Below are 20020 nucleotides of genomic sequence, written 5' to 3'. Positions count from 1 at the left end.
AATCTGTTTTTAGTAGGCCTCATGGGCGCAGGCAAAACCACGATCGGGCGCATCCTGGCCCGCAAGTTGGGCTTGCGCTTTGTCGATTCCGACCACGAAATCGAGGCACGCACGGGAGCGACCATCCCGTGGATCTTTGAAATCGAGGGCGAGGCCAGCTTTCGCCGGCGCGAGGCCGAGGTGATCCGCGACCTGAGCGCCCAGGAAGGCATCGTCATGGCCACCGGCGGCGGGGCCATCCTCAACGCCGACAGCCGCGCCTACCTGAAGGAGCGGGGCACGGTCGTCTACCTGCGCGCCAGCGTCAGCAACATCCTTGCGCGCACCAGCCATGACAAGAACCGCCCGCTGCTGCAGACGGCTGACCCGCGCCGCAAGCTGGAAGAATTGACGGCGCAGCGCGAGCCCCACTACATGGAAGTGGCCGACATTGTGATCGACACGGGCCGTCCTAACGTACAATCGATGGTTCAGACCATCCTGATGCAGCTGGCCAGCCTCGAATGTGAGGCTTCGCCCAACTGCGTCATTCATGCAGAGCCTTCGATGAACGAGCAATCCAAAATGTTGTTGAGCGTAGACCTCGACGAGCGCAGTTATCCGATCGCCATCGGGCCTGGCCTCCTGGCCGACGCCGATGCACTGCTGCGCCATATCAGCGGCCACAAGGTGGCCATCGTCACCAATACCACCGTCGCCCCGCTGTACCTGGAGCGCCTGCAGGCGGCGCTGGCCAGCGATGGACGCGAGGTGATCAGCATCGTCCTGCCGGACGGCGAAGAATATAAGAACTGGGCCAGCCTGATGCAGATCTTCGACGCGCTGCTGGCCAACAAATGCGACCGCAAGACCACCCTGGTGGCGTTGGGCGGCGGCGTGATCGGCGACCTGACCGGCTATGCGGCGGCCAGCTACATGCGCGGCATCGGCTTCGTGCAGGTGCCCACCACCCTGCTGGCGCAGGTCGATTCCTCCGTCGGCGGCAAGACGGGCATCAACCACCCGCTGGGCAAGAACATGATCGGCGCCTTCTACCAGCCGCGCGCCGTGATCGCCGACACCTCGACCCTGGAAACCCTGCCGGCGCGCGAGCTGTCGGCCGGCCTGGCCGAAGTGATCAAGCATGGCGCCATCATCGACGCGGCGTTTTTCGACTGGATCGAGGCGAACATCGCCAAGCTGATGGCGCGCGACAAGGGCGCGCTGGCTTACGCGATTGCCCGCTCGTGCGAAATCAAGGCCGACGTGGTGCGCCAGGACGAGCGCGAAGGCGGCTTGCGCGCCATCCTGAACTTCGGCCACACCTTCGGCCACGCCATCGAGGCGGGCCTGGGCTACGGCCACTGGCTGCATGGCGAAGCCGTCGGCTGCGGCATGGTGATGGCGGCCGACCTGTCCTGCCGCATGGGCTATATCGACCAGGCAGCCGTCGAGCGCGTGCGCAAGCTCGTCGCCGCCGCCGGCCTGCCCGTCAAGGCGCCTGACCTCGGTGTCGAGCGCTGGCTGGAATTGATGGAAGTGGACAAGAAGAACGAGGGCGGCGCCATCAAGTTCATCCTGTTGAAACCGTTGGGCAGCCCGTGCATCACGTCCGCGCCGCATGAACTGGTGCTGGCCACCCTGGCCGCCGGAGTGCAGTAACATGCTGCCCGAAGACTTCCTCGCCCCGTATGCGGCCCATTCGGCGCAGGGGCAGGGACGTCGCTTTGCCGAGGCGCCGCACGCCTCGCGCAGCCAGTTCCAGCGCGACCGCGACCGCATCATCCATTCCTCGGCCTTCCGCCGCCTCGAATACAAGACCCAGGTTTTCCTCAACCACGAAGGAGACCTGTTCCGCACGCGATTGACGCACAGCCTGGAAGTGGCGCAGGTGGGCCGCTCCATCGCGCGCAACCTGCGCCTGAACGAAGACCTGGTGGAAGCCATCGCGCTCGCGCACGACCTGGGCCACACGCCGTTCGGCCACGTGGGCCAGGACGTGCTCAACGAATGCATGCGGGCGCACGGCGGCTTCGAGCACAACCTGCAAAGCCTGCGCGTGGTCGACACCCTGGAAGAGCACTACGGCGCCTTCGATGGCTTGAACCTGATGTTCGAGACGCGCGAAGGCATCTTGAAACACTGTTCGCTGGCGCATGCGCGCGAACTGGGCCCCGTGGCCCAGCGCTTCATCGACCGCACGCAACCGACCCTGGAAGCGCAGCTGACCAACCTGGCCGACGAAATCGCCTACAACAGCCACGATATCGACGACGGTCTGCGCTCCGGCCTGATCACCATCGCGCAGCTGGAAGAGGTGGAGTTCTTCGGCCGCCTGTGGCGCGACGTGCAGCAGGCGTTTCCCGGCCTGTCGGGCCGGCGCGCCATCTACGAAACCCTGCGCCGCCTGATCACGGCCCTGGCCGACGATCTGATCGTCACGTCGAATGCCCTGATCCTCGACGCCGCTCCCCGCGACGTCAGCGAAGTGCGCGCCAGCCCGCCATTGATCCGTTTTTCGGACGCCATGCGCCGCGACGCGACGGAGCTGAAACGCTTTTTAAGGGCGAACCTGTACCGCCACTATCAGGTCAACCGCATGCGCGTGAAGGCGAGCCGCATCGTGCGCGAACTGTATGACAGCTTCATGGCCGAACCGGCCCTGCTGCCGCCCGACTATCAGGTCAATGGCGATGATGTGACCAAGCAGGCGCGCAAGATCGCCGACTACATCGCCGGCATGACGGACCGCTACGCGATCCGCGAGCACCGCCGGCTGTATTCGCTCGACGAGCTGTAAGCGCACTACCCCCATTCATTCCGCCTGTCAATTGGCATGATCATCTAGGTCTCCACCCGATCACCCCAATATCCCCGCAGCACCTTCTTTTCTATCATGGCAGCAAGTCAACAAGGGCTTGCCGCCCATCGTCAAGGAGAGTGTCATGATCGAATCGCGCCGCAGTTTCTTGCGCGCCTTGCCTGCCGTAACCATCGGGGCGGCCATCGCGCCGCTGCCGGGCAAGGCCGCCACCAAGGGCGAAGGCGGCCAGCGCTGGGCGATGGTGGTCGACGTGCAGAAATGCATAGGCTGCCAGGCCTGTACCGTCTCCTGCATCATGGAAAACGCCGTGCCGGAAAACAGCTTCCGCACCGTCGTCTCGACCTATGAAGTCAAGGAAGAGAACCGCTGCGGCACCTACATGCTGCCGCGCCTGTGCAACCACTGCGCCAATCCTCCCTGCATCCCCGTCTGTCCCGTGGGCGCCACTTTCCAGCGCAAGGATGGCGTCGTCGTCGTCGACGGCGACCGCTGCGTGGGCTGCGCCTACTGCGTGCAAGCCTGTCCGTACGATGCGCGCTTCATCAACCACGAGACGGGCAAGGCCGACAAATGCACGTTCTGCGCGCACCGCGTCGACGAAGGCTTGCTGCCGGCCTGCGTGGAAACCTGCGTGGGCGGCGCGCGCATCTTCGGCGACCTCAATGACCCGGACAGCATGGTGCATCAGCTGCTCACCGAGAACAAGGTGAAGGTGCTCAAACCCGAGCAGGGCACCCAGCCCCACGTGTTCTACCTGGGACTCGATACGCGCTTCGCCGGCCACGTCGAGGGCGAAGCGACACTTTGGCAACCGAGCAAACACGGGAAATAAACCATGGACAGCCACATCACCGAGCTTCTCAACGTCACGCGCGAAGCGGCATGGCTGCCGTGGGCGGTGCAGTATTTTTTCCTCATCGGCCTCAGTTACGGCAGCTTCATGCTGACCCTGCCGTACTTCGTCTTCGGCCGCAAGGCGTATGAGCGCCTGGGACGCATCGCGCTGCTGGCGTCCCTCGTCTGCGGCGTGACGGCGCCCGTGGCGCTGCTGGCCGACTTGCACGGGCCGGGCCGCTTCTACCATTTCTATATTTACTTCCAGCCGCAGTCGTGGATGTCGTGGGGCTCGTTCTTCATCCCCCTGTATCTGGGCTGTCTGATGCTGTACGCGTGGCTGGCGCTGCGCGTGGACTTCGCCGCGCGGGGGCAGGGCCAGGACCGTCTGGCCTTCGCCTACCGCCTGCTGGGGCGCGGCGGCGCCGCTTCCTTGCGGGCCATCCGCATCGCCGCCGCCTTCACCTTGCTGGCCGCCTTTGTCGTCGGTCTGTACACGGGCATGGAAGTGATGGTGGTGCGCGCCCGTCCCCTGTGGTTCACGCCTTTCCTGCCGGCGCAATTTGCCGCCACGGCCTTTGTCGGGGCGGTGGGCATGGCGCTGCTGTTCAACCGCTTCCTGCCGGGCCGCGACCAGGCGCTGGAAGTGTCCTTGAACCGCGCGCTGGCCCTGTCGCTGGCGCTGGTGCTGGCGCTGGGCGGCGGCTGGCTGTTCGTCAGCCTGTCCGGCGTGAGCGCCAGCCACAGCATGGCTTTCACCCAGGTGGCCGGCATGCCGCAATGGCAGTTCACGGCCGTGTGGGCCGTGCTGTCGTCCATCGTGCCGATGGCCCTGGCCATCTGGCGCCCGGCCACGAGTGGCCTGGTCAACGGCCTGATCGCGCTGCACAGCGCCTGGATGATGCGCTGGACGATTTTCATCGGCGGCCAGACGATCCCGAAAACGGGCGCGGGCCTGTACGACTACCACCTGCCGATGGGGAACGATGGCTTGATGGGGATCATCGGCACGGCCGGCCTGTGGATCGCGCTGCTGTTGCTGATGCTGGAATTTTTGCCATGGGCCGGACGCGTCGTCGCCGCACGCAGCCGTCCCGCCATGGCCACGCACTGAGGAGAGAATAATGAACGAACAAAAAAACAACGACGTCCCTGACGACGAAAGCGAAAAACGCCGCAAGCTGCTGCGCTACGGCGCCATCGGCGGCGGGCTGGCCGCGTTTGCCGCCAGCTTTTCCACCACGGCCGGCCGCATGGTCGACCATGCGCTGGGCAAGGACAAGCCCGTGCAGAAACTGCACGGCAATTCGCTGGCGCCCGAGTTTTCCGTCGACACGGCCACGGGCAAGCTGACGGTCAACCCGGACCAGCAGGTCAGCTACACCATGTGCATGGGCTGCACCACGTTTTGCGGCGTGCGCGTGCGCCTCGATAAAAAAAGCGGCAAGGTGCTGCGCGTGGCGGGCAACCCGTACAGCCCCCTGTCGGCCGATCCGGCGCTGCCTTACCAGACCTCGATACGCGACAGTTTCGTGTCGCTGTCGCGCTTCCAGGAAAAGGGCTTGAAAGGGCGTTCCACCGCTTGCGGCCGCGGCAACGGCGTGCTGGAACAGATGGAGTCGCCGTTCCGCGTGCTGGCGCCCATGAAGCGCGTGGGACCGCGCGGCGGCGGCCAGTGGGAACCGATCGCCTTCGACCAGCTGGTGAAGGAAGTGACGGAGGGCGGCGACCTGTTTGGCGAAGGCCACGTGCAGGGCTTGCGCGCCTTGCGCGAGCTGGAAAAACCGATCGATCCGGCGCAGCCGGAACTGGGACCGCAAGTGAACCAGGTGGGCCTGATGTGCAGCACCGACGATGGCCGCCTGGCGTTCGGCACGCGCTTTTTCAAGCAGTCGTACGGCAGTCTGAACCTGGTCAACCACGGTTCGTATTGCGGCGGCGCCTACCGCAGCGGCTCGGGCGCCATGTTCGGCGACATGAAGAAAATGCCGCACGCGAAAGTGGACCTGGAAAATACGGAATTTTGCATCTTTGTGGGTACGGCGCCCGGCAATGCGGGCAATCCGTTCAAGCGCCAGGGCACCTTGATCGCCAAGGCCCGCTCGGGCAAGCGCGAGTTCAGCTACGTCGTCGTCGACCCCGTGCTGACGAACGCGGACAGCCTGGCCGCGGGAGACCGCAGCCGCTGGGTGCCGATCAAGCCGGGCACGGACGGCGCGCTGGCCATGGCGATGATCCGCTGGATCATCGAACATGAACGCTATGACCGCAACTTCCTCGTGCAGCCGAATCTGAAGGTGGCGGAAGCGGCGGGCGAAGCCGCCTGGTGCAACGCCACGCACCTGATCATCAGCGAGAAGGGCCATCCGCGCGATGGCCGCTACCTGCGCGCGTCGGACATCGGCGCGGTGGAACTGGCGGAAGAAGAGCGCTACAAGGATGGCGACGCCTTCTGCGTGATCGACGCCGCCACGCAAGCGATCGTGCCGCACCATGCCGCCAAGGGCGAGGCGCGGCTGTTCTTCGACGGCCCGCTGGACGTGGCGGGCGCGCCGCTGCACCTGAAGACGGCCATGACGATGCTCAACGAGGAAGCGCAGCGCCACAGCATGGATGAGTATTCGGCCGCCTGCGGCATCGCGCGCGACATCATCGAGGGCCTGGCGCAGGAACTCACCAGCCACGGCAAGCGCGCCGCCGTGAATGCGCATGGCGGCATGATGTCGGGCGCGGGCTTCTATAACGCGTATGCGCTCGTCATGCTCAACACCCTGATCGGCAATTTGAACCGCAAGGGCGGCACCCTCGTCAACGGCGGCAGCTTCAAGGATGCGGGTCCCGGTCCGCGCTACAACCTCGAAAGTTTCGACGGCGAGATCAAGGCGACGGGCATGCCGATCGGGCGCAATGTGCCATATGAAAAAACCTCGGAATTCAAGCTGAAGAAGGAAGCGGGCAAGGCGTATCCTGCCAGGGCGCCGTGGTATCCGAACGCGCCCGCGTTGGCGACCGAATGGCTCACCAGCGCCATGAACGGCTACCCGTACACCCTGAAGGCGCTGATCCTGTGGAGCTGCAATCCCGTCTACGGCATCACGGGCTTGCGCGCGCAGATCGGCAAGGAGCTGGCCGATCCGAAGAAGATCCCCCTGATCGTCGCCATCGACCCCTTCATCAATGAAAGCTCGGCGTTTGCCGACTACCTGCTGCCCGATACCCTGCTGTACGAAAGCTGGGGCTGGGCTGGCGCGTGGGGCGGCATGCCCGTCAAGATGAGCACGGCGCGCTGGCCCGTGGTCGAGCCGCGCGTGCAGAAAACGCCGGACGGTCAGACGATCTGCATGGAATCGTTCTTCATCGCGCTGGCGAAAACGATGGCCTTGCCCGGCTTCGGCCCGGACGCCCTGCAAGACATGGATGGCCAGCGCTTCCCCTTGCAGCGCGCGGAAGACTGGTATCTGCGCGGCGGCGCCAACATCGCCTGGCAGGGAAAAACGGCGGTGCCGGAGGCCAGCGACGACGACATCGCGCTCTCCGGCGTAGCGCGCATCCGCCCCGAACTGGAACGCACCCTGAAGCCGGAAGAGTGGCGCAAGGTGGCCTTCATGCTGGCGCGGGGAGGGCGCTACCAGAGCTATGGCGAGATGTTCGGCCTGCGTCTGCCGCCGCCGGCGAATCCCAAGGCGCCGGCATCTCCTGTGCCGGTGGCCGACGACACGCCGTATCCGCAGGACTGGTCCACGCACCGCTATCTGAAACCGATGATGCTGTACAACGAGGGCCTGGGCGTGAGCAAGAACAGCTTGAGCGGCAAGCGCTTCCCCGGCACGCCCGCCTGGCGCGTGGCGGCGTTTGCCGACGGCACGCCGGTGCGCAAAACCTATCCGGCCAGCGAATGGCCATTCGAGTTGATCAGCTTTAAATCGGCGCTGCAGAACTCCTACAGTATCGGCGCGCGGCGCTTGCGCGGCATCCATCCGGACAACCCGGTCGCCGTGCATCCCGACGATGCGGCGCGCCTGAAGCTGGAAAATGGCGATGCCATTTACCTGGAAACGCCGGGCGGCAGGGCCAGGGCCACGGTGATGCTGCGCCATGGCGTGCAGCGCGGCGTGATCGCCGTCGAACACGGTTTCGGCCACAAGGAGCACGGCGCGCGCGCCCACCGCATCGGCAAGTCGCGCCAGCCCGACGAGCCGGCCATCGGCGCGGGCGTCAACCTGAACGACCTGGGGCTGACGGACCCGAGCCGCGGCGACAAGAACGTGTTTGTCGATCCCGTCTCGGGCACGTCGGTGCGGCAGGGACTGCCGGCGCGCATCGTGCGGGCCTAGATTTGTCCCCCCGCCATCAGCAGCCGGGCCACCTCGGCTGCTGAATGCAGGCCCAGTTTTTCCATCGTGTTATGGCGGTGCACCTGCACCGTCTTGTCGCTGATGCCCAGCTCGCGGGCGATGACTTTCGACGCTTTGCCTTCGGCCATCAGGAGCGCCACTTCGCGCTCGCGCGCGGTGAGCCTGGCCAGCGCCGCTTGCGCCGTGTTCGCGCTGGCGGCGCTGCGGCTATCTTCCACGCTGCGCGCCACGGCGCGCGAGACGGCGTCCAGCAAGACCTGGTCCTTGCACGGTTTTTCCAGAAAATCGCAGGCGCCCGCCTTCATCGTCTGCACGGCCATGGCCAGGTCGCCGTGGCCGCTGAGAAAAATCACGGGCAAGGAGATCGCATGGCGCGACAGCTCCTGTTGCAGTTCCAGCCCGCTCATCATGGGCATGCGCACGTCGAGCAGCAGACAGCCGGGCGCATGGCCGGCATAGCGCTGCAGGAAATCGCGCGCCGATTCAAACGTCTGCACTTGCCAGCCGGCCGAATCGAACAGATAGGCCAGCGAGCGGCGCATGGCGGCATCGTCGTCGACGACAAAGATGATGGCATCGCTTTCGTTCATGGTGTTTCCTCTTGTGTTTCCTGATGTGCTGCCATGCCGCTATCTTCGGGCAGGCGGAACCAGACCGTCAAGCCCGGCGCATCGGCGTTGGCGTGCGCCGACAGGCTGCCGCCGAACGATTCGATGATGCTCTTGCTGAGCGACATGCCCAGGCCCAGGCCTTCTGCCTTGGTGGTGAAGAAGGGCTCGAACAGGCGCGCCATCTGCGCCGCCTGCAGGCCGCAGCCGGCGTCGCGCACGGCCACCGTGCAGGCGCCGTTTTCGCGGTGCAGCAGCACGCCGATGGCATGCTGCGGATGGCCGTTTTCCACCTGCGCATCGAGCGCATTTTTCAGTAAATTGAGCAGCACCTGCTGCACTTGCTGCGGGTCGGCCAGCACGCGCGGTGCCGCGCTGGCCGCCTCGTGGCGCCAGCTGATGTTGGCTTGCGGATGGGCCGCGCGGAACAGCGACACCGCCTGCTCCACGGCGTCGGCCAGGGCGAAGGCCGTGCTGTGCGCGGGACGCTTTTGCGCCATCGCGCGGATGTGACGGATGATGGCGCCCGCGCGTTCGCTTTGCGTGGCGATTTCCTGCGCGCCGTCGAGCAGCGGCGCCGCGTCGAGCCGGCCCGCCGTGATGCGGCGCGCCATGCCGCGCGCGAAATTGCCGATGGCCGCCAGCGGCTGGTTCAATTCGTGCGCGATGGCGCTGGCCATCTCGCCCAGAATCGCCAGGCGCGCCGTGTGGTCGAGCGTGGCCTGGCGCTGGCGCGCCTGTTCTTCCAGCGCGCGCTGCTGGTGCTGGGCGGCGCGCAATTGCTCCGTGCGCCGGCTGACCAGGTATTCCACGCGCACCGTGTGCACGGCCCAGGCCACGAGCAGGGCCAGCACCAGCAGCATCCAGCCCCAGTAGCGGCGCAGCGCCGTCTCGAACGTCAGCTTGTCCAGATAGGCGTAGGGACCGATGCGCAGGTCGCGGAACAGTTCATCGACGATCTGGTAATCGCTGGGCACCGTCCAGCTGTAGCCTTCCCCGGTGCGCGGCATGGCCAGCAGAGCCTGCGCCACTTTTTTTGCCAGCGCGGGCGGCGTCTGGCGCAGCGCCACGAAAGGCCAGTCCGGATACAGCCGCGACGAGCTGGCGCAGCGAAAGCCGGGAATCGGGCGCGTGGTGATCACGCGCAGTTCCTCGGCGCGCACTTCGCCGCGCGCCACCATCTGTTCCAGCAGGCAGGTGCGCACGATGCCCGCATCCATGCGCCCGGCGCGCACGGCGTCGACGATCTGCTGCGAGGGAAAGCCGCTGTAGCGCAGGCTGGCGAAATCGTGGCCCGGGTCGACGCCCGCTTCGCGCAGTTCGCGCGCGGCGATCTGGTAGCCGCCAAAGGCGTCGGGCGCCACCGCCATCACGTTCTTGCCCGCCAGGTCGGCCAGGTCGTGCAGCGGCGACGCGCTGCGCACGACGATGGCCGAGCCGATGGCCAGGCGCGGCGAGTCCGTCCATGGTGATTCGAGCGTGGCGATGCGGCTGGCGCCATCGCTGTGTTCGAGCGTCACGTAATGGCCGCTGCTGGTGATGGCGAAGGCGATGGCCTGCGCCTGCACGGCGCGCGTCAATCCCGCCTGGTCGTAGTCGGCCAGGATGAAACGGATGCCGGGGATGCTGGCCTGCAGGTGGCGCGTCACGTACGACCAGTCCTGCTGCACGGCGTCGCCGCCCTTGTAGGCCAGCACGCCTATTCTCACCTCGGGCAGTTCGTCGGCCGCTTGAACGCCGTGCCAACACAGCGCCGTCAGCGCGAACAGTAAGAAACGCCGCACTAGAACATGCTGCGCTGCGCCGAACGCGCATCGCCGAACAGGTCCAGCAGCAGTTTCTTGACGGGCGCCGGCAGTGGCGCGTCGGCGATGTTCGCGCCGTCGTACCAGACGTGCGTGGACTCTCCGGCCAGCGCCAGGCGGCGCGCCAGGGTGATGCGGCAGGGGACGATGTGCAGCTTGTAGTGGGTGAACACGTGCACGATGGGCAGCAGCCGTTCCTGCGTCTCGATGGCGCCGAAGGGCGCCACGGCGCGCGCCAGCGCATCCTGGTCGATATCGCGCGGGAAGTCGGCATCGGCCAGCACGTGGCCATCGAGTTCCGGCAGCGACAGCAGGCCGCCCCAGATACCGGAACCGGGACGCTGTTCCAGCAGCACCTGGCCATCGTCGATGACGACGAGCATGACGGCATGTTTTTCCGGGCTGGTTTTCTTTGGTTTGCGCACAGGTAAGTCTTTCACCCGCTGGGTGGCGTAGGCCACGCAGCGCGGCTGCAGCGGGCAGCGGCCGCAATCGGGGCTGCTGCGCGTGCACAGGGTGGCGCCGAAGTCCATCAGGCCTTGCGTGTAGGCTTCGATGCCCGTCTCCGGCAGCAGCGCTTCGGCGCGGCGCCACATGGCTTCCTCGACGCGTTTTTCGCCGGGATAGGCATCGATGCCGAACGCGCGCGCGAAGACGCGCTTGACGTTGCCGTCCATGATGGCCGCGCGCGTGCCGCTGGAAAACGCGGAGATGGCGGCGGCCGTCGAGCGGCCGATGCCGGGCAGGTCGGCCAGCAGGGCCGGGTCGCTGGGGAAGACGCCGTCGTATTCGGCCACCACGCGCTGCGCGCACTTGTGCAGGTTGCGCGCCCGCGTGTAGTAGCCAAGGCCGCTCCATTGGGCCATCACGTCTTCCACCGGGGCGCTGGCGAGGTCGCGCAAGGTGGGAAAGCGTTCGAGGAAGCGCGCGTAATAGCCCAGCACGGCGGTGACCTGCGTTTGCTGCAGCATGATTTCGGACAGCCAGATCAGGTAGGCGTCGCGCGTGTTTTGCCACGGCAGCGCGTGGCGGCCATGCTGCTTTTGCCAGGCGATGACGGTGGCGGAAAAACTCGGGTCGATATAGTCTTCCAAAGGTGCCGCGCCCGTGGCGGGCGAGAGCGGATGCAGCAGACGTTTCATGCAGGGTTCCAGTGTTCGGTGGTGTGATGTGGCTCAGCTTGCGCTGGCGGCGCGCAAGGCGGCCAGCAATTGCGCCAGCTGCGCCTTGTCGCGTTCGAGCGCCGCCAGGCTCGCTTCGAAGCCGGCGATTTTCTGTTCCAGGCTGCCCGTGGCGTCGTGGATGCGCTGGATCGAGGCAAAGCGCAGTTTCAGCTGTTCCTTGTATTCGACGATCTGCGCTTCGAGCGGCGCCATGATGACTTTCAGCCAGGCGCTGGCGTCGTCGTTGGCGTTGGTGAAACTGCGGCGCACGCGCGAAGCGATGGTGTCGAAGAATTTTTCCATCAGCACGACGCGGCTGGTGGTGAGCAGGGTCGCCGTGCCGAACTGCTTGTGATACACGGCTTCGATGTCGGCGATTTCCTGGCGATAGCGGGCCAGCGAGAACGGCATCGGCAGGGCCAGCGCCAGGCCATGTTCGGCGGCGAATTTGCGGTACATCACGTTCATCATTTCCGTGATCTCGGCCGTCTTGCCTTCCGAGCGGTCCAGGTTGCTGGCGATGCGCTCGAAGTACTGGCGCACGGCTTCGCGCAGGCCCGTGAAAAAGCGGCTGCGCTGCATGGCCGCGCGCACGCCATCGATATCGTCGCGCACGATGTCCATGCCCAGGCTCGTGTACAGCTCCGTCGACAGGCGGGTGAACACGGCGCGCGTCGCCTGCAGCTTGAACAGGCTGCTGTCGAATTCCTTCTTCTCGATATCGATGCGCCGCATCATGTGCGCGATCACGCTCTGGTTCTTGCCGCGCAGGCTGTGCAGCTCGTGCAGCTGCTCGGCGATGCCGCGCGCGCGCGCCGCCGCCTGCACCTGCTGCGCCGCTTCGATGGCGTCCAGGTCGAACGCCAGCTGGCGCCGGATGATGTCCTTGCGCGCGGGGATCAGCTCCTCGAACAGGGCCGTCTCCAGCGGCAGCAAACGGCTCTTGTCCAGCAGCGCCGCATCGTGGTTGATCTTGCCCACCAGGGCTTTTTGCGCCGAGACGGGAAACACCTGGCCGGCGTCCAGCGTCAACAGATGCGCCACGCTGGCCTGCTGGCGTTCGATCGCCTGCGCCACTTCGGCATCGCCGCGCAATTCATCCCACATGCTGTCGATCTTGTTGAGCACCACCAGGCGCCCCGCGCCGGCGCCGATATGGTTGCGCCATACCTCGATGTCGCTGCGCGTGACGCCCGTGTCGGCCGCCAGGATGAACAGCACCGCGTGCGCATTCGGGATCAGGTTCAGGGTCAGTTCCGGTTCCGTGCCGATGGCGTTCAGGCCCGGCGTGTCGAGGATGACGAGGCCCTGCTTCAGCAACGGATGGGGGAAGTTGATGATGGCGTGGCGCCACATGGAAATTTCCACCTGGCCGTCCTCGTCGAGCATGGCGGGAGCGTCCGCGTCGCCGGCGTCGTACAGGCCGTAGCGCGCCGCTTCTTCCACGCTGACTTTTTTCGTCAGGCTGACCTGGCGGATGGCTTCCTGCATGTCGCCACCCGCCTCGATGTTCAGGGGCAGGACGGTCCAGGCGGCGGGCAGGTCGCGGTAGTCGCTGGTCGACAGGTTCTGCGCGCGCGTCTCGATGGGCAGCAGGCGGATCGATGGCGGCCAGGCCGCGTCGTACAGCAGCTCGGTGGGGCACATGGTGGTACGGCCCGCGCCGGAGGGGAGGATGCGCTGGCCGTAGCCGGCAAAGAAGATGGCGTTGATCAGCTCGGATTTGCCGCGCGAGAACTCCGCCACGAAGGCCACCGATAAACGGTCATCGGCCAGGCGGGAGCCACAGCGCGCCAGGCGCAGCGCGGAGGCGCCGTCGACCAGGCCGGCCGCGCTGGCGGCTTGCCGGTATGCCTGCAAGGCGGCCTGCACGTCCTGCCGCCATGCGCTGTATTGTTCCAAGTCCCTGACCATCTGGCTCCCTTTGCGTATGGCTTACTTTTGACAATTCACGCAGTAAAACGTGGAACGCTGTCCCTGCACGATCTGGCGGATCGGCGCGCCGCAGACGCGGCATGGCTTGCCCGCGCGGTTGTACGTGAAATACGTCTGCTGGAAGTAGCCGGACTGGCCGTTCACGCCGATGAAGTCGCGCAGGGTGCTGCCGCCTTGCACGATGGCTTCGGCCAGCACGTCGCGGATCGCCTGCGCCAGTTTCTCATAGCGGGCCAGGCCGATGCGCCGGGCCGGCGTCTTCGGGTTGATCCCCGCGCGGAACAGGCTTTCGGAACAATAGATATTGCCCACGCCGACGACGATGTCGCCCGCCATCAGCACCTGCTTGATATTGCTGCCCTTGTTGCGCGTTTTTTCGAACAGCAGCTGGCCCGTGAAGCCGCCTTCCAGCGGTTCCGTGCCCAGGCCGCGCAGCAGCGCGTGGCCATCGAGCGGGCCGTCGGCCTCGTCGTGCCACAGCACGGCGCCGAAGCGGCGCGGATCCGTCATGCGCAGCACCTGGCTGGCGCCGTCCGCGTCTTCCACGACGAGGTCGAAATGGTCGTGCTTTTGCGCCTCGGTTCCCGGCGGCAGCACGCGCAAATGGCCCGACATGCCCAGGTGGATGATCAGGGTGCCGTGGCGGAAGTGGATCAGCAGGTATTTGCCGCGCCGCCCCGTCAAGCCGATGGTTTGCCCCGACAATTGTTCGCCCAGGGCAGGGGGGAAGGGCCAGCGCAGGCCGTCGCGGCGCAGCACGACGGCGCGCACGGCGCGGCCTTCGATGTGGGGCGCGACACCGCGCCGTGTGACTTCGACTTCTGGCAATTCTGGCATAGGGTTCGAATGGTGGAAAACCGGGTAAAAACAGGCGGATTGCCGGCGAATGGCTGGCCCGGGCACGCTACGCCGCCGCGACGTATATATTTCGTTACATACGTGAAGTACGCGATAGCCGCGTTGGGCGTAGAATCAAACTTTGCCGTTTAGCCAGGATCAGCCTTTGAAAAACGCTTTCGCCATTGTAACCTTGTCCGCCCTGATGGCCACGCATGCCATGGCACAGACGCCTGTCGCCCCTGCCGATGCCGCGGCCAGCCCCTCTGCGGCCGCGCCCGCCGCGTCGCAGGAAGCGGGCGCCGAGTCCAAGGCGGAAGGTTTGCCAAAGGTCGAGTTGAGCAGCGACTTGCTGTACAAGCTGACCAAAGCTGAAATGGAATTCAAGAGCGGCCAGTGGCAAGGGCCGTACGTGACGATGATGGTGGCGGCGCAGCAGACGCGCGACCCGCGCCTGGCGCGCCGCGCCTCCGAAATGGCGCTGGCCGCCAAGCAGGGCAGCGAAGCGCTGGCGGCCATCCGCCTGTGGCGCGAGCTGGCGCCCGAATCGGACGAGGCAACGCAATTCTTCCTCGGCTTCGTCGTCCTGACGGACAAGATCGACGAAGCCGAACCGATCTTCGCCGAGCGCCTGGCCAAGGCGCCGGCGGGTGCGCGCGGCGTGGCCCTGTTCCAGATGCAGCAGATTCTGTCGCGCTCGAATGACAAGCTGTTCGCGTATGCCATGCTCACGCGCCTGGTGCAACCCTACCTGGACATGTTCGAGGCGCACCTGGTGCTGGCGCAGGGCGCCTTGTCGCTCGGCGAGCGCGAGCGCGCCATCGGCGAAGCGAACAAGGCGCTGGCGATCAAGCCGAACTCCGAGCTGGCCGCGCTGACCCTGGCACAGGTGACGGGCGAACCCGAGGCGGCTGGCAAGGTGCTGGCCACGTTCCTGCAAAAGAATCCGGACGCCGTCGAAGTGCGCGGCGCGTATGCGCGCCTGCTGGTCGAGCAAAAACAGCTGGAGCCGGCGCGCGACCAGTTCCTGCTGCTGCTGAAAAGCCAGCCCGACAACGTGGGCGGCCTGTATGCGCTCGGCATCGTGGCGCTGCAGCTGGAAGACACCAAGGGCGCGGAGCAGTACTTCAAACGCTTCCTCACCGTGCTGGAAAAATCGCCTGGCGACGCGCGCGATCCGTTCAAGGCCCTGATGATCCTGTCGCAGATCGCCGAGACGCGCGGCGACACGGCCGGCGCCATCGCCTGGCTGGACAAGGTCGACAACAGCGCTTCCGCCGGCTATGTCGAGGCGCGCTTGCGCCGCGCCCAGCTGATCGCCCGTGGCGGCAATCTCGATGCGGCGCGCAAGGCGCTGACGGAAATCGACACGGACGATCCGGCAAGCCAGGCGCAGGTGCTGCTGGTCGACGCGCAATTCCTGCGCGACGCCGGCTACGTGCAAAGCGCCTGCACGGTGCTGGAAAACGCCTTGCTGCGCTTCCCCGACAATCCGGAACTGCTGTACGACTACGCCTTGCTGGCCGAGCGCCTGGACAAATTCGAGCTGATGGAGGCCAGCCTGCGCCGCGTGATGGCGCTGGCGCCCGACAACCAGCACGCGTATAACGCCCTTGGATATTCGCTGGCCGAACGGGGCATCCGCCTGCCCGAAGCCCATGCGCTGATCGAAAAAGCCCTGCAGATGGCGCCGGGCGACCCGTTCATCATGGACAGCATGGGCTGGGTGCAGTTCCGCATGGGTAACCTGGCCGCGGCGGAAACCGCGCTGCGCCGCGCCTACGCCGTGCGCAGCGACCCGGAAATCGCCGTCCACCTGGGCGAAGTGCTGTGGCAGAAGGGCGACAAGGCCGAAGCGCAAAAACTGTGGCGCGAGGCGCAAGGCAAGGACCCGAAGAACGACGCGCTGAAAAGCACTCTGGCGCGCTTGAATGTCAGTTTGTGATTGAACCGATTAACTCCACTATCCAAACCAGCGTCGCGGCGCTGGTTTTTCCTTTTGCCCATGTCTAAACATCTCTTGCCCCTGGCTGCACTGTGCTTTGCCCTGTCGGCCTGCTCGACCATGACTTCCCCCTTTTCCTCCGGCGCCGCGCCATCGTCGCAAGCGGTGGCGCCTTACCGCGAGCAGGTGGAGCTGACGGGCCGTTTGAACGTGGTGTACCAGAAGGATGACAAGCCCGAATCGGCCACCGTCAATTTCCACTGGCAGCAGACGGCGCAGCGCACGGACGTGACCCTGTATTCGCCCGTCGGCAGCACCCTGGCGACGATCGCCGTCACGCCGCAGCAGGCCGTGCTGACGCAAAGCGGCAAGGCGCCGCGCAGCGCGCCCGATGTCGATACCCTGAGCGCGCAGATGCTGGGCTGGTCCTTGCCCGTATCGGGCTTGCGCGACTGGCTGCAGGGCTATGCCGTGGGCGCCGATGGCAAGCGTTTCGTCGCGTCGCCGGCCAACGACAGCGTGACGACCAGGGACGGCTGGCGTTTGCGCTATGTGTCGTGGCAGGAAGTAGGGCAAAATGCGGGCGACAAGACACCGGGCGCCTTGCCCCAACCGCGGCGTATCGATGCCGATCGCAATGCCAGCGCGCAGGCCGATGCCGTGGCGCTGCGCATCGTGCTCGATGCCGCCCCATCCGCACCTGCACCATGACACTGACGACTTTGAATAACTGCCCGGCACCGGCCAAGCTGAACCTCTTTCTGCACGTCAACGGCCGCCGCGCCGATGGCTACCATCTGCTGCAGACGGTGTTCCAGTTGCTCGACCATGGCGACACCCTGCACTTCGCGCTGCGCGACGACACGCTGATTCGCCGCGTGACGGAATTGGCCGGCGTGCCGCAAGAGCAGGACCTGATCATCCGCGCCGCGACGTTGCTGCAGGCCGAAGTCCTGCGCCGCACGGGCGTCTTGCCGCGCGGCGTCGATATCGCCATCGACAAGGTGCTGCCCATGGGCGGCGGTCTCGGTGGCGGTTCGTCCGACGCTGCCACGGCCCTGATGGCCTTGAACCGCCTGTGGCAGGCAGGGTTGACGCGCGAGGAATTGATGGCGCTGGGCTTGCCGCTGGGCGCCGATATCCCGTTTTTCATCTTTGGCGAAAACGCCTTTGCCGAAGGCGTGGGCGAGGCCTTGCAGCCCGTCGCCACGCCCGAGTGCTGGTACGTGGTGATCGAGCCGGGCGTACAAGTGCCCACCGCCGCAATTTTTTGCGCGGAAGGCTTGACGAGGAATTCCGAACCCGTCACAATAGCGGACTTTTCCAGGTACCTCGCAGCAGGAAACGATGCGGGCGGGTTTGGTAAGAATGATTTACAGCAAGTGGCATGCAGTCTTTTCAAGCCGGTAGCAGATGCGGTAGAATGGCTGGGTGCTTACGGTGAGGCCAGGATGACTGGTTCCGGTGCTTGTGTGTTTAGTGCGTTTGGCAGTCAGGAAGAAGCGGATGCGGTGCTCAGCAATGTGCCACCAGTCTGGAACGCCTGGAAGGCAAAAGCGCTGAATCGCCACCCGATGCTCGCCATGTTGTGAAGCAAAGCAGGCAGCAAAAAATATTTTGCTTAACGTCAAAAAGTCGGTATAATGCTGGCCAACATGACGGCAAGCAGTCAGTAACGTAGGGGAATCGCCAAGCTGGTTAAGGCACTGGATTTTGATTCCAGCATGCGAAGGTTCGAATCCTTCTTCCCCTGCCACCATTTCACCGTAGTCTGTCGATGCGAAGTTAGCGTCCAGTACGGGAAAAAGCAGATATGTCGCCACGCGGCATATTCTAAACAATGACTGACCGGGCCTATGCCCGGTTAGTGCTTTTCAAGACTTCTATATCACCTCTTGGGACTCCCATGGCTTACGAAAACCTGATGGTTTTTACCGGCAACGCGAATCCAGCGTTGGCAGAGGGGGTCGCAAAAAACCTCGGCATCCCTCTCGGTAAAGCAAACGTTTCGAAATTCTCCGACGGCGAAGTAATGGTCGAGATTAACGAAAACGTGCGCGGCAAGGATGTTTTTGTTTTGCAATCCACCTGTGCTCCAACCAACGACAGCCTGATGGAAATCATGCTGATGGTTGATGCCTTGAAACGTGCTTCCGCTGGCCGCATCACCGCCGCGATTCCTTACTTCGGCTACGCCCGCCAAGACCGTCGTCCACGCTCCGCGCGTGTGGCGATTTCGGCCAAGGTGGTGGCGAACATGCTGGAAGAAGCCGGTGTCGAGCGCGTCCTGATCATGGACTTGCACGCTGACCAGATTCAAGGTTTCTTCGATATCCCAGTCGACAATATTTACGCTTCGCCAATTTTGCTGGGTGACCTGCAAAAGAAAAACTACCAGGATCTGCTGGTGGTGTCGCCGGACGTCGGCGGTGTGGTACGTGCGCGCGCCCTGGCTAAACGCCTGGGCTGCGACCTGGCCATCATCGACAAGCGTCGTCCAAAAGCGAACGTGTCCGAAGTGATGAACATCATCGGTGAAGTCGAAGGCCGCAACTGCGTGATCATGGATGACATGGTCGACACGGCAGGCACGCTGACCAAGGCTGCCGAAGTGCTCAAGGAGCGCGGCGCGAAGAAAGTCGTGGCGTATTGCACGCACGCGGTGCTGTCGGGCCCGGCGATCGACCGTATTTCGGCGTCGTCACTCGATGAGCTGGTCGTGACCGACACGATCCCCCTGTCCGAAGCGGCCCTGGCCTGCGGCAAGATTCGTCAATTGACGTGCGCGCCACTGCTGGCCGAGACGTTCAAACGCATCATCAAGGGTGACTCCGTCATCTCGCTGTTCATCGACTGATTCGATCAGCAGTAACAGACGTACTGCCTGCGGCGCGACCGGCTTTTTGCCTGTTGCGCCGCAGTGTTTTAATTTTCGGGGTGTTTTGCACCCCATTTTCGAGGATGCCTGGTCGCGGGCATCCTCATAACACAAGGCGCAAGCCTTGTTCTTCTTGGAGTTTCACATGAAAGTTATCGCATTTAAACGCGAATTGCAAGGTTCCGGAGCGAGCCGCCGCCTGCGCATTTCCGGCCAAACCCCTGGTATCGTCTACGGTGGCGCTGAAGCCCCGGTGCTGATCTCGCTGGATCACAACGCCCTGTACCATGCGTTGAAAAAAGAAGTGTTCCACTCGTCGATCCTGGACCTGGAAATCGACGGCGTTTCCCAGCAAGTTCTGTTGCGCGACTTCCAAGTCCACGCATACAAACAACTGGTTCTGCACGCTGACTTCCAACGCGTTGACGCTAAGCAAGCTATCCACGTGAAAGTGGCGCTGCACTTCACGAACGCTGACGTTTCCCCGGCAGTCAAACTGCATGGCGCGACCATCAGCCATGTAGCCAACGAAATCGAAGTATCGTGCCTGCCAGGCCAACTGCCAGAATTCATCAACGTTGACCTGTCGAACATCGACGTCGGTCACTCGCTGCACGTCGGCGACCTGGTCCTGCCAGCTGGCGTGACCGCTGTCACCCACGGCGCCAACCTGACCATCGCTACCGCTTCGGTACCGGCTGGCCACGTTGCCGCTGAAGCCGCTGCTGCTGAAGTTGCTGCTGACAAGAAGTAATTTTGGCGCCGCAGCAATGCGGTAGTCGCAAGGAAAAACCCGCCAGGTTCGCCGCGCGGGTTTTTTTCCGCCTGTTTTCACCGATAATGCTTTCTTTTACATT

Annotated in this window: 15 protein-coding genes and 1 tRNA gene; 11 read left to right on the top strand and 5 right to left on the bottom strand. The window is 64.7% G+C overall.

Annotation, left to right across the window (positions count from 1 at the left end):
- Positions 1-21 precede the first annotated feature (21 nt).
- The 5 genes from aroKB to J0O65_RS06620 all read left to right on the top strand — a co-directional run bounded on the left by aroKB (position 22) and on the right by J0O65_RS06620 (position 7971).
- The gene (gene aroKB, locus J0O65_RS06640; RefSeq protein WP_502793545.1) at positions 22-1641 is read left to right on the top strand and encodes a bifunctional shikimate kinase/3-dehydroquinate synthase AroKB; all 1620 of its coding nucleotides are present in this window, start codon (positions 22-24) and stop codon (positions 1639-1641) included.
- Positions 1601-2779, top strand: a complete 1179-nt coding sequence (locus tag J0O65_RS06635; protein ID WP_502793544.1) for a deoxyguanosinetriphosphate triphosphohydrolase — start codon at positions 1601-1603, stop codon at positions 2777-2779. The genes aroKB and J0O65_RS06635 overlap by 41 nt, the downstream gene beginning before the upstream one ends.
- Before the next feature lie 145 nt (positions 2780-2924).
- Complete coding sequence (gene dsrO / locus J0O65_RS06630) at positions 2925-3635, top strand: sulfate reduction electron transfer complex DsrMKJOP subunit DsrO (RefSeq protein ID WP_152252292.1); 711 nt, start codon at positions 2925-2927, stop codon at positions 3633-3635.
- 3 nt (positions 3636-3638) lie between these two features.
- Positions 3639-4751, top strand: coding sequence for an NrfD/PsrC family molybdoenzyme membrane anchor subunit (gene nrfD, locus J0O65_RS06625; RefSeq protein WP_215405300.1), 1113 nt, complete (start codon positions 3639-3641; stop codon positions 4749-4751).
- A gap of 10 nt (positions 4752-4761) precedes the next feature.
- Entirely contained in the window at positions 4762-7971 is a 3210-nt protein-coding gene (locus tag J0O65_RS06620; protein WP_215405298.1) for a molybdopterin dinucleotide binding domain-containing protein, read from the top strand.
- On the opposite strand, the gene J0O65_RS06615 is transcribed toward J0O65_RS06620, so the two are convergent.
- From J0O65_RS06615 to mutM, 5 genes are read right to left on the bottom strand one after another with little or no spacing between them, the layout of a single operon-like run.
- Entirely contained in the window at positions 7968-8582 is a 615-nt protein-coding gene (locus tag J0O65_RS06615) for a response regulator transcription factor (RefSeq protein WP_215405296.1), read from the bottom strand. The two genes, J0O65_RS06620 and J0O65_RS06615, sit on opposite strands and share 4 nt — an antisense overlap.
- Complete coding sequence (locus J0O65_RS06610; RefSeq protein ID WP_215405294.1) at positions 8579-10384, bottom strand: sensor histidine kinase; 1806 nt, start codon at positions 10382-10384, stop codon at positions 8579-8581. Before J0O65_RS06610 ends, J0O65_RS06615 begins: the two co-directional genes overlap by 4 nt.
- The gene (gene mutY / locus J0O65_RS06605) at positions 10384-11547 is read right to left on the bottom strand and encodes an A/G-specific adenine glycosylase (protein WP_215405292.1); all 1164 of its coding nucleotides are present in this window, start codon (positions 11545-11547) and stop codon (positions 10384-10386) included. Before mutY ends, J0O65_RS06610 begins: the two co-directional genes overlap by 1 nt.
- A gap of 33 nt (positions 11548-11580) precedes the next feature.
- The gene (locus tag J0O65_RS06600; RefSeq protein ID WP_215405290.1) at positions 11581-13482 is read right to left on the bottom strand and encodes a dynamin family protein; all 1902 of its coding nucleotides are present in this window, start codon (positions 13480-13482) and stop codon (positions 11581-11583) included.
- A 21-nt stretch (positions 13483-13503) separates the two neighbouring features.
- Positions 13504-14340, bottom strand: a complete 837-nt coding sequence (gene mutM / locus J0O65_RS06595) for a bifunctional DNA-formamidopyrimidine glycosylase/DNA-(apurinic or apyrimidinic site) lyase (RefSeq protein ID WP_215405288.1) — start codon at positions 14338-14340, stop codon at positions 13504-13506.
- 166 nt (positions 14341-14506) lie between these two features.
- Between mutM and J0O65_RS06590 the strand changes: the two genes are divergently transcribed.
- From J0O65_RS06590 to J0O65_RS06565, 6 genes are all read left to right on the top strand, one after another.
- Positions 14507-16285 carry a tetratricopeptide repeat protein gene (locus tag J0O65_RS06590; RefSeq protein ID WP_215405286.1) on the top strand — a complete coding sequence of 593 codons (1779 nt, stop codon included), beginning with the start codon at positions 14507-14509 and terminating at the stop codon, positions 16283-16285.
- A 60-nt stretch (positions 16286-16345) separates the two neighbouring features.
- On the top strand, positions 16346-16996 hold the full coding sequence (locus J0O65_RS06585) for an outer membrane lipoprotein LolB (protein ID WP_215405284.1): 651 nt from the start codon (positions 16346-16348) through the stop codon (positions 16994-16996).
- Positions 16993-17877, top strand: a complete 885-nt coding sequence (gene ispE / locus J0O65_RS06580) for a 4-(cytidine 5'-diphospho)-2-C-methyl-D-erythritol kinase (RefSeq protein ID WP_215405282.1) — start codon at positions 16993-16995, stop codon at positions 17875-17877. The genes J0O65_RS06585 and ispE overlap by 4 nt, the downstream gene beginning before the upstream one ends.
- Positions 17878-17964: 87 nt before the next feature.
- Positions 17965-18041: transfer RNA gene (locus tag J0O65_RS06575), tRNA-Gln, on the top strand.
- A 150-nt stretch (positions 18042-18191) separates the two neighbouring features.
- Positions 18192-19142 carry a ribose-phosphate pyrophosphokinase gene (locus J0O65_RS06570; RefSeq protein WP_131688255.1) on the top strand — a complete coding sequence of 317 codons (951 nt, stop codon included), beginning with the start codon at positions 18192-18194 and terminating at the stop codon, positions 19140-19142.
- A 166-nt stretch (positions 19143-19308) separates the two neighbouring features.
- Positions 19309-19917 (top strand): 50S ribosomal protein L25/general stress protein Ctc, encoded by a 609-nt coding sequence (locus tag J0O65_RS06565; RefSeq protein ID WP_152256825.1) that lies wholly within the window; start codon positions 19309-19311, stop codon positions 19915-19917.
- Positions 19918-20020: the final 103 nt, after the last annotated feature.

The organism is Janthinobacterium sp. JC611, assembly GCF_018682595.1.
Lineage (GTDB): Bacteria > Pseudomonadota > Gammaproteobacteria > Burkholderiales > Burkholderiaceae_D > Janthinobacterium.
The sequence above is the reverse complement of the archived record's forward strand: the minus strand, read 5'-3'. Positions and strand labels throughout refer to the sequence as shown.

Excerpts from the sequence above, each read along its gene's own strand:
- mutM (WP_215405288.1), bottom strand. The coding sequence starts at position 14,340 with ATGCCAGAATTGCCAGAAGTCGAAGTCACACGGCGCGGTGTCGCGCCC.
- J0O65_RS06600 (WP_215405290.1), bottom strand. The coding sequence starts at position 13,482 with ATGGTCAGGGACTTGGAACAATACAGCGCATGGCGGCAGGACGTGCAG.
- dsrO (WP_152252292.1), top strand. The coding sequence starts at position 2,925 with ATGATCGAATCGCGCCGCAGTTTCTTGCGCGCCTTGCCTGCCGTAACC.
- J0O65_RS06615 (WP_215405296.1), bottom strand. The coding sequence starts at position 8,582 with ATGAACGAAAGCGATGCCATCATCTTTGTCGTCGACGACGATGCCGCC.
- aroKB (WP_502793545.1), top strand. The coding sequence starts at position 22 with ATGGGCGCAGGCAAAACCACGATCGGGCGCATCCTGGCCCGCAAGTTG.
- mutY (WP_215405292.1), bottom strand. The coding sequence starts at position 11,547 with ATGAAACGTCTGCTGCATCCGCTCTCGCCCGCCACGGGCGCGGCACCT.
- J0O65_RS06585 (WP_215405284.1), top strand. The coding sequence starts at position 16,346 with ATGTCTAAACATCTCTTGCCCCTGGCTGCACTGTGCTTTGCCCTGTCG.
- nrfD (WP_215405300.1), top strand. The coding sequence starts at position 3,639 with ATGGACAGCCACATCACCGAGCTTCTCAACGTCACGCGCGAAGCGGCA.
- ispE (WP_215405282.1), top strand. The coding sequence starts at position 16,993 with ATGACACTGACGACTTTGAATAACTGCCCGGCACCGGCCAAGCTGAAC.
- J0O65_RS06620 (WP_215405298.1), top strand. The coding sequence starts at position 4,762 with ATGAACGAACAAAAAAACAACGACGTCCCTGACGACGAAAGCGAAAAA.
- J0O65_RS06565 (WP_152256825.1), top strand. The coding sequence starts at position 19,309 with ATGAAAGTTATCGCATTTAAACGCGAATTGCAAGGTTCCGGAGCGAGC.
- J0O65_RS06635 (WP_502793544.1), top strand. The coding sequence starts at position 1,601 with ATGAACTGGTGCTGGCCACCCTGGCCGCCGGAGTGCAGTAACATGCTG.
- J0O65_RS06570 (WP_131688255.1), top strand. The coding sequence starts at position 18,192 with ATGGCTTACGAAAACCTGATGGTTTTTACCGGCAACGCGAATCCAGCG.